Genomic DNA, 12,158 nt, shown 5'->3' with positions numbered 1-12,158 from the left:
GAAGCTGACTGGCGATTCATGCCAGCGCACCGCGCGCCAGCTCATCCTGGGTCAGGTCAAAACGCCCCAGCACTTTCACCTTGGAGGTGCTTCCCAACTCGGCAAAGGACAACACCGGCACATGGTTGAACTCTTCCAGAAGCAGGGTGCGCAAGGGACTGCGCAGGTCTTGTGCCACCAACATCACACTTTTGCTTTTGGCGCGTAAGGTGAAGGCCTGGTTGAGGAGGTTGATCAACGCGGCGCTGCTTTCGTTATCAAGCGCAAAGAAAACCCCGGTCTGCGTCTGACGCAACGCCTCGCGCAGGATGTTTTCGGTATGGGGCGACAACAGCCAGGCGTGCAGGCCGTCTTCCTCGCTGTACTGGTGGAAAATCTGCGCCTTGAGGGCAATGCGCGCGTAGTCAGCCAGCGCTTCGGGCTCGCGCTCATGCTGGCCGTACTCGATCAGCGACTCGACAATCAGCCGCACGGCACGCAGTGGAACGCCTTCGCTGGCCAGGCGTTGCAGGACCGCCGAAAACCGCGAGAGCGGCATGATGCGTTGCAGTTCCTGCACCAGTTCCGGCTGGTTGTGCTCAAGCCAACTGAGGATCGATTTACTCTCCTGGATCCCCAGGAACTGCGGCCCGCTGAGCATCATCGCCTGCCTCATGCGCTCAATGATCAGGCTCGTCGCGGTAAAGCGTTCCAGCTGCGGGTCATCGAGCAGCGGATCATCAGGCGCCAACCACACCCAATCCTGTTCATCGCGGTCGGCCTTGCCGGGTATTGCGTGCTCGGGTTCAACCGCCAGCGCCTTGCGGTCCACGGCCAAATGGTTAACGACCGAGGCCTTGACCATCGGCACTTCATGCACACAAAAGCGCATTTCATCGGCGGCCAGGGCGTCATCCAGTTCGACTTCAAACGGCGGCAAGGTCAAACCGATATTGGCCACCAGTGTGTTTCGGGCCTGGCGTATCCCGTGGATAAGCTCGGTGACCTCGGGGGTTCCGCGCAGAACCGGGGAAAACTGCAGCAAGTAAGGTCGCGACGGATCAAATCCGCGCAAGTCTTCATCACCGTTTTGCTCCGGGCGCACGGCGTCCGCGGCTTCGGCGGCCGGCTGTTCTTGTCGTTGACGCTGGCGCATCAAGTAATAACCCAGGCCGCCGGTGACCATCGAAATCAGGATAAACACCAGAGTGGGCATGCCAGGCACCGCTGCAAACGCGAGCATCCCCACCGACGCAATCATCCAGCTCTTGGGTTCGCTGGTCATTTGCCGGGCAATTTCGGCGCCCATGTTACTGATCCCCTTGCGCCCATCCGGAGCCACGCGGGTGATGATCATGCCGGCGGTCAGGGAAATCAGCAGCGCCGGAATCTGTGCAATCAGGCCGTCGCCGATGGTCAGCACCGAATACAGCCGTATCGACTCGGCGGCGCTCAAGTCGTGTTGAAACATGCCCGTGGTGAAACCACCCAACAGGTTGACCACAACGATGATCAAACCGGCGACGGCATCGCCCTTGACGAATTTCATCGCACCGTCCATGGCACCGAACAACTGGCTCTCGCGGGACAGTTGCTCACGTTTGTCCCGCGCTTGCGTGCCGTCGATCAGCCCGGCACGCAGGTCACTGTCGATGGACATCTGTTTACCCGGCATCGCATCCAGGCTGAACCGCGCCGCCACCTCGGCGACCCGCTCCGAACCCTTGGTGATGACCAGGAAGTTGACCAGGGTCAGGATCAGAAAGATCACCATCCCCACCGCCAGATTGCCGCCCACGACGAAATTGCCGAAGGCCTCGACGATGTCGCCGGCGTCCTGTTCCAGCAGAATCAAGCGCGTCGTGGCGATCGACAGCGCCAGACGGAACATGGTGGTCAGCAGCAAAATCGATGGAAACGACGAGAACGCCAAGGGGCCTGGCAAATACAGCGCGAGCACGATCAACAGACACGATATGCAAATGTTGAGTGCGATCAGAATGTCCACCAGCCAGGTGGGCAACGGCACGATAAAAATAAACACGATGCCCAGGATCACCACTGCGCCCAGGACTTCGGCACGTTGTGCCATTTTGAGCAGTACAGCGTTGATGGCTGACAGTGCAGTCACGCCGACGCCCCCAGGTCGCCGGCAAACTTGATCGGGCCGCGCTCGATCCGCTCCAGTTCCCCCATCACGGCCAAAAAGCTGTCCAGCGCGCCCTGGCGGGTTCGACTGTCGGGCCACAAGGCCAAAGGCAACTGCCGGACCAGAGGGTAAAGCGCGTTGAGAACAATCACTTGCCGGGGGCTCGGGCCACTGCCCAGATCATGCCCAAGTCGCAGGATTTCGCCCGCGTCGATGCCGCTGCCGGCATACCCCAGCAGGCGCTGCAAAAGACTGACGGCGTCGTAGCCGATGCCCAGGCGCTGGATCAACGCGTGGCAACCGGCCAACACGGTGCTCAGTTGCCCACAGCTTTGCAGGGCCAGCAACAACGTGCGCAATCGCGGCGTGGTCATTGACGAAACCAGGACCGCGATGTCGTCAGCCAAGGCTTTGCGCATGCTGATGAGCCTGACGGAAAACGTATCGCCGCCGTATACGCCCAACAGCGCCTGCATCATCGTCGCCAGGGATTGGCGCGTGGCCACGCTGGCGTAATAAAGCGCGCGCAACGCCTGGCGCTCCTGCGGATCACCACCGGCCTCCATCAACGCCGTGGCGAATTTGAGGCCCGCCTGGATCTCCCCTTTAAAGCCCACCGCCAGCATGCCAATAGCATCCCGCGCCAAGGCGGCTTCGGTGGGGCGCACATCATTGTCCGCCTGGGCTTCCAGATGTTTGAGCACCACGTAGGCACGTGCGGGGTCGCCCTCGGCAAGCTCTACCAGCTTGTCGACACTGGGATGCTGCTGCAATTGCTGCCTGAACCGCCGCGAAATAGTCGCCAGGGACTCCTGAGCAGGATGGCCCAACTGCTCATAAAGTTGCGCAAGCTGTTCGGTGGGGGGCACGCGAATCGACACCGAGCGCTGAGCGCGGTTGTTGGGCAATCACTTCCTGGTCGAAGAGCGAAGCAAGCTCATCAACCTTCGCGGGTGCGGGCGTGGAAACAGGCGCAACGGCAGATTGATCCAGGCGCTGGGCAGAGGGCGCATCTTTAGGGGATTCGACTTTCATAAGCATGCCAAGACGGGAAGAGTGTGTCCCTATGTGGCAATGCCTGCCGATACGGTTCCATCAGAACGCGACTATCGAGACGTTTGACAAGACCGGCACAAAGCCTCGGCGCTTTTTGCAAACTACTGCGCAATACCTCTCCATTTCAAGATATTTACCTTTAATAATCAGCTAGTTACGCGACTTTTCCATTTGGCACACCCAGTGCTAAAGGGGTTTCCATCGAACTTATTTCGATAGCGTCTACCCTGAGGAAAAAAACGTGAATATCCCAATTGAAGCTTTAGCGCACCTGGTTGGCAGCTCGCCTCAATTCATGCTCCAACTGACGGACGACCAACAGAAAAAACTCCGGCGTTTTATTCATAAACGCGTACTCAACCCCGAAGATGCGGACGACATACTGCAACTGACTTACCTGGAAGCCTGGCGCAACAGGGAGCGCTTCAGTGGTCAGGCGAGCCTCAGTACCTGGATGTGCGGGATTGCTCAGAACCTGGTACGCAACCACTTCCGCCGCCTGTACGCCAAGCCTGTGCACTGCGAATTCGATGAATCGCTGTGGCATGGGCAGGAGGAAACCAAGAACCTGGATTGGCAGTTCGAGATCAACCGCCGACTGGAGAAAACCCTGACCGCCATCGACCACCTGCCCACAGAAATGCGCAAGACGTTGTACGCCTCACTGGAGACCGACGGCAGCTACCAGGACACCGCCGACGTGTTGGACATACCCATCGGCACCGTTCGCTCGCGCTTGTCACGCGCGCGCGAACACCTCAAGCGCGTCACGCATAACCCGTCGCAACCGTAAGGTCCTCTAGCGGGTAATCGTTGGGCGGCAGGGATATCTGCCCAACCGAATTTTGCTCCTTTCATTCACCGCGACGCGTTCACCAACCGCCCGAACACCCCATACCCTACCGACTGCCTCAGCGCCAATAACCACCTCAGCGGCGAAGACGCCCAGCCCTGCCTTTCCCACCTGATGCTCAGCGCTTGCGCTACCGTTCTCGACTGCGGCGCCCTCTTGCAGCGTCACGATCAACGCCGGATGGCATCTGCAGAAAATCACCACGACCGTGATTGATCGCTTAATTGAAAGCCTGCTCCCACACACGGCCCGACAGGCGGACGAATGACAAGCCACTCGTCGTCAGAACTGACGATTCCGGTTAAACAATTGAAAGCGTAGAAAAAATTTCGATAAAAGTGCTTGACGCATTCCCGTTCTACGCGAATAATGCGCGCCACTTGGCTACATAGCTCAGTTGGTTAGAGCATAGCATTCATAATGCTGGGGTCCGGGGTTCAAGTCCCTGTGTAGCCACCAAGTACCGATCCATAGATGTCTACAGCAGTCTATGAATCACCTCAAGAAGCCCGCCTAGTGCGGGCTTTCTTGTTTCTGGCTATCTCTCCTCGTATCCCGTTATACCTTCCCTCCGAATATCCTCGATAACTAGTTGAACCGGGATACAAGCCCAAATGAAGCGCGCCGAGATAAAACGCCGCCCCCTTTCCGATACGGCATTGGCCGGCCTGGAGCCTGATGTCAACGAGTATCGCGAGCTGGACGGGAGCGGCCTAATTTCCGCGTGAAGCCGAACGGCCAAAAGTCCTGGCAGCTTCGATACAAGAATCCATACAGCAAGTGGTCATGAGTTGGACTTAGCGGTTATCTTGCAGACAATCATAGGGGCTGTACTGATGGTTATGAGCCTCTCGCAAATGGGGCAAATCTTGCGCCGGGTATCGCCTTGGCCCCCGGGCGGCGTAATTCAGACGTTGAGCCCGCAAGTCCAGGGTTTGAAGTCTAACGCCGCGCTCGAGAACACTCCCTGTGTAAGCCTTTAGAACACCACCGCCATTGGCAACCCGGTGCCTCTCTGTCACGGCAACCGGCAGGTAGGCGGAGCAATCATTAGTTCTGCCATTTACGCCAAAGACCAGATGTAGGGGGTGCTGGTGTAAATTGCCCCCATCAACCCCAGAGGTAGAAATATCCCCAAGATTTTGCTCGCCACCGTCACCTTCGCACTACTGGCGGGATGTTCACGCACACAATAGCGCTTGGCATTGCCGGCGATGACGAAGGCAACGGCAGCCGAGATCAGCTCAGGAGGAACCCAAAAATTCAGGATTTCGGGTACTCAGAATGGAACGGATATACGCCCAAGCTCCATTTAACTGACTGATCGAAACAGACGATATGGTCTCACTCAGACCAAATTGTCTGTCTCGCTGGCCGCTTTGCCGTGCCGCTGGTAACCACCAAAAGTAACCACCTCGTATGGTTAGCATTTATCAAAACGCCCGCACAAGCGTATAGAAAGGGTTGAAGCATGACCTCCATAGAGAAGTGGCTAGATAGACTTAGGAACAAACAAGTACCTGCTTCCTCATGGTCTGAGCATCGACGCAACGAAGCCTTAGAACTACTCAAAAATGCCAAGAGTAAAGAGACCTGGGTAGAACTCAGCACCCACTACAACGGTTTCATTCGAGAAGTCGCAGTCAGGGAATTGTGCAGCCACCCTTCCCCAGAAGCGTTAGTGGCTTTGATAAATCGGCTGAATGATTGGGTTCCACAGATTCGCGATTTGGCGTTAGTAGGCATGAATCACTATCTGTCGACCTCGCAGACTCAAGCGTTGTTATTTGCGCTGGAGCCTCTTATGGCGCTGGCTGCGCGGCAGAGAGCCGATCATGGCCCCACGTTAATATCCGTATGCGATGTACTCCAGTCGCCCGAAATCCAAGATGAGGTCTACGCAAATTTCCTTACTCGGCAAGGAAAAGCTGCGCGCTATCTGTTTGCGCTTTTGCTGGAAAAAAATACCGCCCCAGAAACCCTTCTCCGTAGCGCCCTGGCTCATCGTGAGCTGACCGTAAGGCTAGCAGCCGTGTCTGCATGCCAAGAGCTGCCAGTTGCGCAAGCTTCGCCATTGCTGCTTGAAGCGCTGTCACAGTCGGGAGCCAAAGTGCGGGTCTGCGTACTACGAGCGCTGCTCCCATTGCTCGACAATCCAAGGCAGCTTTTACGCCAGGCCTTGCTGGATGCATCGCCCTCGATCCGTAGCCTGGCACGCTTTGAGGCACCACGTAATAACGTCGACACACTAGCGGTGCTATCAGAACGGGTGAACCAAGATGTGCCCAAAGGGAAACGTGATTGGCTCGGTGTTCTTGGCCTGGCAGCAGAGCTTAACGCCGAACTCGATGAGCGATGGCTGACAGAAGCGCTACGTTCTAGTTATTCCACCGTACGCCATGCGGCTGTGCGCCTGCTCGGGGATGACCAATTGCCCGAACTGTTTGAGGCGCTTGATGATCCGTCGGACAAAGTGTTTCGCGCTGCGGTGACGGCGCTAGACAAACAACCATGGAACTCCGTGCGCGCGGGATTAGACAAAAAGTTAGATCTGGACTGGCATGAACTGTCGACAGCCCGCCGCCAAGCGATACTTCAATTAAAGCCGGGATGGCAACAGGTGGCATATCTGTTGGAGCGGCTGGACACAGAACCCGTTGTGAAGGCCTTCTGGCTTCGTCAAGTTGAGCTGTGGTGCGATCGTCAATATCAAATTGTCGACCCGGTAACGTCGAGAATTGAGCGAGGAGTGTTGGTGAAAAAGCTCCAGGGCTTGGCCGCGGAAGGCCTCATCCGCAGCGATATTGTTGCCCGCATTGCTAGATGAATGGAGTGTAAAGGGTGTATCACCGTTCAATTCATGACTCAATGCTTCCGATAGCCGCCTGGTTACCAACCATCAAAGGGATCTCCGTCACAGAGTCGCCAAATTTCCGCCCCCCTCACGGGACTAACTTTTGCTAACAGGACGCGAGCGTTGCCATCGGCTCCAGGCCGGCCTGATGTCATCATTTTTCAACATCGCGCCTGGCCTCGCACTCGATCCAATGTCAGGTTTTGTCAGGTTCTGGTGCGCGCTTGATGACAGGTTTTTACAGGTCGCCGGCGCTGACCAAACAGTAGATATCGGCTACAAGAACTACCAACAAATCTCTCCCCTCAGAGTGTTTGAGGACGTGCGCGTGTACCTTGGCGAGAATTTACCGCGTCACATCACCGTTGAGGCATTGCCACTCATGAGTGTTCGGCCCATCAGAAGGTCGATTTAGCAAAGTTGAAGCAGGTTTTCCTCCTTCTGAAATTAACAGGCAAACATAGGTCTGATTTCACGTTTTCGAAAATATGCCGCTGTTAATGACCTTTCAGGAGGCGCGTGACTCGGTTATGGATTGTCAGATATCAAGGAGCAGCACATGGGATTTCTCACAGGTAAGCGCGTTCTGATCGTCGGTGTCGCCAGTAAGCTATCGATAGCCTCGGGTATTGCTGCGGCAATGCATCGCGAAGGCGCAGAACTGGCCTTTACCTACCAAAACGAAAAGCTCAGAGGACGCGTGGAAGAATTCGCGGCCGAATGGGGCTCCAGCCCAGCTCTGTGCTTCCCCTGCGACGTGGCCAGCGATGAGGACATCAGTCTGGTGTTCGAAAAACTGGGGCAGCAATGGGACGCGCTAGATTGCATCGTTCATTCTGTGGGCTTCGCGCCAGGCGACCAATTGGACGGCGACTTCACTGAAGCCACCACCCGTGACGGTTTCCGCATTGCCCACGACATCAGCGCCTACAGTTTCGTCGCCTTGGCAAAAGCTGGTCGCCCCATGATGAAAGGTCGTAACGGTAGCCTGCTGACCCTCTCATATCTAGGCGCCGAGCGTACGATGCCGAACTACAACGTCATGGGTATGGCCAAGGCTAGCCTGGAAGCTGGTGTGCGTTACCTGGCTGGCAGCCTTGGCCCAGAAGGCACCCGAGTGAATGCGGTATCGGCAGGCCCAATTCGCACCCTCGCCGCTTCCGGCATCAAGAACTTCCGCAAGATGCTGGCAGCCAACGAGGCACAAACTCCGCTACGTCGCAATGTGACAATCGAGGAAGTCGGCAACGCTGGCGCCTTCCTTTGCTCCGATTTGGCATCGGGAATAAGCGGGGAAATCATGTACGTCGACGGAGGCTTCAATACGACGGCTATGGGCAACCTAGACGATTAACATCCGCTGGATGTGCCCAGACGCTGCCTATTCCAGAAAAGTGGTTTAGCTGATGGTATACACCTTGGTATCCACCGATAAGGCTGTTCCTGGTCGGGTACCAAGGTTGTAACCACTCCAGTAACCACCAAAAGCAATCACCCCGATTGGTTACCATCTGCCACCGGGTTCTCCGTCACGGAGTCGCCTGGCGCATCACTTACCCATCAAAACCTTTCAAGGCTAGCCTGAGCCTCCTTGTTCCCCTGATCCGCTGCCTTTTTCCACCAGAAAAGGGCTTGGGCTCGATCTTTACGTACTCCTTCACCCATGAAGTAAAGATTTCCCAAACTTGCCTGTCCTCCATCCTGGCCCTGCTCAGCAGACAGACGAAACCATTTAGCAGCGGCGGAATAATCCTTTTCGACACCTCCACCTTTCACATACAGCAGCCCCAGGTTGAACTGGCACCTTGCGTTACCTTGCTCAGCAGCCTTGCGATACCACGAGGCGGGTAGCACGTCTACCGCCTAACGGATCAAAGCCGTGCAACTAAAAAATATCATTTAAAAACAAATAGTTAACATAAACAGTAACAAGCGTAACACCAGTAACATGGCTTTTGACGAGGTCCGCCCCTAGCCCCTCAACGGCTTTTCCTCCAGCGAGAAAACGCGGTCGCTTCCATGACGAAAAACATCGCGGAGCCCCCGGAGATTTACTCTCAGCACGGGGCATGAAACCCGCCGGATCGTGTTAGCGGAAGGGCACCCAGCTTAGTGAACAGGTGAACCTGGTGAACTCCAGTTCACCAGTGCATATACCCTACCCTTTCAGCCATCTGCGAGTACCGTTACCAATACGGTAACGATGCCGTTTTTTCTTCAAGATCCTTTTTCAATTTCAACATTGAAATTTCAGTAAGCTGGTGTGGTTGCCGCTACCACGATCCCGCGGGTTTCATGCCCCGTGTTGAGCGTAAATTTCCAGAGGCCCCTCGCTTCTATGGCGGGGCGCATCAGGATCGTGAGATCGGGCCGACGAACTTTCTTGAAACCCAGCCTTCGATTTCTATCCCCTGGTGTTTGTATGTGACCTGTAGCCAATCTCGATCTTCCGAGTCGATCACTTCAAGAACAGCAAATTTTGGAAGCGTCATAATGACCTCAGATTTGATTCCGGGCCCCACGCGAATGTTCACACCCTCGGACTTCGTCAGGCGGTAACTTTTCTTAACACCTGTAGGCACATCACATAACGCGACACGCACCAGCTTTCGCGCCTGAGCGAGTGAGTCAAATCCCTGAAGGCGCCTCTCAATGTCACAAACTGACTCACGGAAGTCATTCCATTTTGCTACTTCGGAATAGAACGCGTGTAATGCGCTCAAGAAAAATATGAGGAAGGCAATCGCGGGCAGGCTGAGAGTTTGCTCACGGTTGCCGCTCTGCAATGATTGGACAATTTCGTCCTCGACGGCCTGGGTACTTGGGTGAGCGTCAGTAATACGCAGCTCAGGATCAACAGGAGTACGCTCGATCGTACCAATCAACGACTCAACTTTTTCAGGCTCTGTCGATACCAGTAACTTGAAAATCGGAGACGACTGAAGCGACTCATATCCCGCCAATATTGACTTTAAGGACGGAGATGCTTGATTGAAATTCGCAACGGACGACAAAGCCATAAAGGTATTTGACAGAGCTTGGCTTGCACCCAGTGCCCCATTCCAAACTTCGTGGCTCCGCGCAATTGTTAATCTTTTCTCCAGCGCTTCCATCACGGCCTGATACTCACGCGTTGGGGCTAGCGCTTTACCAATTGAATCCATCGCCATCTGGTATTTACGCGTAGGGATAAGCAGCTTATCCATCGCCTCCATCGTCGCCTGAAACTTACGCGAAGGAGCTAGCAACTTTTCCATCGCCTCCATTGTGGATTGATACTTGCGCGTGGGGGCTAGCATTTTGTCCATGGCTTCCATCGCCGCCTGGAGCTTACGCGACGGCGAGAGCATTGCGTCCATCGCCTCCTGATACTTTCGGGACGGAGCCATTATCCGATCAATCTTCTCCTGAAGTTCGCGCATAGGCGCTAACATTTTTTCTGATGCCGACAGGTAATCGAGCACAGGCATGGTTCCAGATAACGTGTCTGCCCTGTCTAGTGTGGTCGCGTGCCGAGACCTTTCAGAACGATCGTCTTTTTCATCCATTGTCAAAACGCAGTCCCCAGTCAGCGAAAGGAAGAGTTCCTACATTTAGTGAATTTATGTCAAAGCAATACTGGGAGTAAATCCAAGGTGCACAAGAGTAACGACCACAGCAACAGCACGCTTGTATGCCTGCCTGTATGCCTAGAAAAAAACAAACAATAAAACTCTTTATAATCAATTAATTAGACATCAGGTTCAAATGACTGTGTACCAAGTACTAAAAACGGCTTACCGAAAGGTAGGCCGTTTTTTTATGCCTGAATAAAAGCCCTCAGGCATACTCGCCCCCAACCACAAGGAGGCGATTCGTGAACCCGCACTTCCCCACCCACGGCATTGCCACCGAACGGCTGATACTGCAAGCCGCCCAGCCGTCTCACGCTCAGGCCCTGCACACCTATCTGCTGCAAAACCGCGCTTACCTGCGACCCTGGGAGCCCACGCGCGACGATGACTTCTTTGCACTCGATGCCATCACCCAACGCCTCGAAACCATGGCCGAGAAAACCGCCAGCGGCGAAGCGCTGCACCTGCTGATACGGCGCGACGGTCAGATCATCGGCGCGTGCAATTTCACCCACATCGTGCGCGGTGCATTTCAAGCCTGCCACCTGGGCTACGCGCTGGACGAATCGGCTCAGGGCCAGGGGCTGATGCACGAAGCGCTGAAGGCTGCGATTGCCTATGTGTTCGATGCCATGAAACTGCATCGAATCATGGCCAACTACCGCCCCGAAAATGCACGCAGTGCACGTCTGCTGGAACGGCTGGGGTTTGAGCGCGAGGGTCAAGCGCGGGCTTATCTCAAGATTAACGGCGTGTGGGCGGACCACGTGCTGATGTCGCTGATCAACCATGCGCAGAGCAACTGATGAGCCTCAGCGTATTCGCTATCATCCTCTTGGGCGCCACGCTCCACGCCACCTGGAACGCCGTGGTCAAAGGCGGCGCCGACAAGCTGTTGACCACCTGCATGATCGCCTCCGTCGCCTCGTTGATCGCGTTGGCCGCCACCCCGTTTCTGGTGCTGCCGGCAAGAGAGAGCTGGCCGTTCATCGGCGCGTCGGTGATTCTCCAAGTGCTGTATTTCGTGCTGGTGGCCTCGACCTACCGCATTGCCGACATGAGCCAGACCTACCCGATCATGCGCGGCACAGCGCCGCTGCTGGTCGCGACGGTGAGCGTGTTTGTGTTGGCCGAGCCACTGTCGACATCCGCCTGGCTTGGCATTGCGGTGATCTCACTGGGCATTTTGAGCATGGCCCTGGCGCCTTCTTCAGGGCAAAGAAAAGGCCTGATTCTGGCCCTGATCAACGCCGGCGTGATCGCCGGCTACACCCTTATCGATGGCCTGGGCGTGCGTAAATCCGGCGCGCCAGTGGCCTACACGCTGTGGATTTTCCTGCTGACCGGCGTCCCGCTGGCGACGTGGGCGTTAGCTTCCCGGCGCACGCTGTTCTGTGATTACCTCGCGCGTAACTGGCGCTTGGGCGTCGTCGGCGGCGTGGGCACGATCGCCTCGTATGGCCTGGCGCTGTGGGCCATGACCGCAGCCCCCATCGCGACCGTTTCGGCCCTGCGCGAAACGTCGATCCTGTTTGGCGTGGTGATCTCGGCCTGGGTGCTCAAAGAGCGTCTGACGCGCGTGCGCATCGTGGCCGCGTGTGTGATTGCCGCCGGGGCGATGGTGCTGCGCCTGGGATGAGCAAGAAGCATGCG

The 12,158-nt window shown here is 56.1% G+C and carries 8 protein-coding genes, 1 tRNA gene and 3 pseudogenes; 8 read left to right on the top strand and 4 right to left on the bottom strand.

The window, feature by feature from the left end; genetic code table 11:
• Positions 1–16 precede the first annotated feature (16 nt).
• Positions 17–2,110: a type III secretion system export apparatus subunit SctV gene (gene sctV, locus AB5I78_RS04140; RefSeq protein ID WP_145165533.1), complete on the bottom strand. Its 2,094-nt coding sequence runs from the start codon at positions 2,108–2,110 to the stop codon at positions 17–19.
• Positions 2,107–3,163, bottom strand: a pseudogene (locus AB5I78_RS04135) (TyeA family type III secretion system gatekeeper subunit). Before AB5I78_RS04135 ends, sctV begins: the two are co-directional and overlap by 4 nt.
• 262 nt (positions 3,164–3,425) lie before the next feature.
• Here AB5I78_RS04135 and AB5I78_RS04130 point away from each other — a divergent pair.
• From AB5I78_RS04130 to fabI, 6 genes and pseudogenes are all read left to right on the top strand, one after another.
• The gene (locus AB5I78_RS04130; RefSeq protein WP_106578536.1) at positions 3,426–3,977 is read left to right on the top strand and encodes an RNA polymerase sigma factor; all 552 of its coding nucleotides are present in this window, start codon (positions 3,426–3,428) and stop codon (positions 3,975–3,977) included.
• 442 nt (positions 3,978–4,419) lie between these two features.
• A tRNA-Met gene (locus tag AB5I78_RS04125) sits at positions 4,420–4,496 on the top strand.
• A gap of 155 nt (positions 4,497–4,651) precedes the next feature.
• A pseudogene (locus tag AB5I78_RS04120) lies at positions 4,652–4,824 on the top strand (integrase); the annotation flags it as partial.
• Between the two features lie 106 nt (positions 4,825–4,930).
• Positions 4,931–5,122, top strand: a pseudogene (locus AB5I78_RS04115) (tail assembly protein); the annotation flags it as partial.
• Between the two features lie 386 nt (positions 5,123–5,508).
• The gene (locus AB5I78_RS04110) at positions 5,509–6,864 is read left to right on the top strand and encodes a PBS lyase (protein ID WP_369302535.1); all 1,356 of its coding nucleotides are present in this window, start codon (positions 5,509–5,511) and stop codon (positions 6,862–6,864) included.
• Between the two features lie 586 nt (positions 6,865–7,450).
• Positions 7,451–8,245 carry an enoyl-ACP reductase FabI gene (gene fabI / locus AB5I78_RS04105; RefSeq protein WP_369302534.1) on the top strand — a complete coding sequence of 265 codons (795 nt, stop codon included), beginning with the start codon at positions 7,451–7,453 and terminating at the stop codon, positions 8,243–8,245.
• 206 nt (positions 8,246–8,451) lie between these two features.
• On the opposite strand, the gene AB5I78_RS04100 is transcribed toward fabI, so the two are convergent.
• Both AB5I78_RS04100 and AB5I78_RS04095 read right to left on the bottom strand, forming a co-directional pair.
• Positions 8,452–8,745: a tetratricopeptide repeat protein gene (locus AB5I78_RS04100; RefSeq protein WP_369302533.1), complete on the bottom strand. Its 294-nt coding sequence runs from the start codon at positions 8,743–8,745 to the stop codon at positions 8,452–8,454.
• Positions 8,746–9,242: 497 nt separating this feature from the next.
• Positions 9,243–10,355 carry an SH3 domain-containing protein gene (locus AB5I78_RS04095; protein ID WP_369302532.1) on the bottom strand — a complete coding sequence of 371 codons (1,113 nt, stop codon included), beginning with the start codon at positions 10,353–10,355 and terminating at the stop codon, positions 9,243–9,245.
• Positions 10,356–10,747: 392 nt separating this feature from the next.
• Between AB5I78_RS04095 and AB5I78_RS04090 the strand changes: the two genes are divergently transcribed.
• Both AB5I78_RS04090 and AB5I78_RS04085 read left to right on the top strand, forming a co-directional pair.
• Positions 10,748–11,311, top strand: coding sequence for a GNAT family N-acetyltransferase (locus AB5I78_RS04090; protein ID WP_369302531.1), 564 nt, complete (start codon positions 10,748–10,750; stop codon positions 11,309–11,311).
• Complete coding sequence (locus tag AB5I78_RS04085) at positions 11,311–12,144, top strand: EamA family transporter (protein WP_369302530.1); 834 nt, start codon at positions 11,311–11,313, stop codon at positions 12,142–12,144. Before AB5I78_RS04090 ends, AB5I78_RS04085 begins: the two co-directional genes overlap by 1 nt.
• The last annotated feature ends 14 nt before the right edge of the window (positions 12,145–12,158 follow it).

Origin of the sequence: Pseudomonas sp. N2-3-1-14 (assembly GCF_041228395.1) — a bacterium.
GTDB lineage: Bacteria > Pseudomonadota > Gammaproteobacteria > Pseudomonadales > Pseudomonadaceae > Aquipseudomonas.
Note: the sequence above shows the minus strand (reverse complement) of the source record. Positions and strands in the feature narration are given on the sequence as shown.

What these genes read in the sequence shown, in the direction of transcription:
- AB5I78_RS04110 (WP_369302535.1), top strand. Translation starts at nt 5,509, where the DNA reads ATGACCTCCATAGAGAAGTGGCTAGATAGACTTAGGAACAAACAAGTA.
- AB5I78_RS04085 (WP_369302530.1), top strand. Translation starts at nt 11,311, where the DNA reads ATGAGCCTCAGCGTATTCGCTATCATCCTCTTGGGCGCCACGCTCCAC.
- fabI (WP_369302534.1), top strand. Translation starts at nt 7,451, where the DNA reads ATGGGATTTCTCACAGGTAAGCGCGTTCTGATCGTCGGTGTCGCCAGT.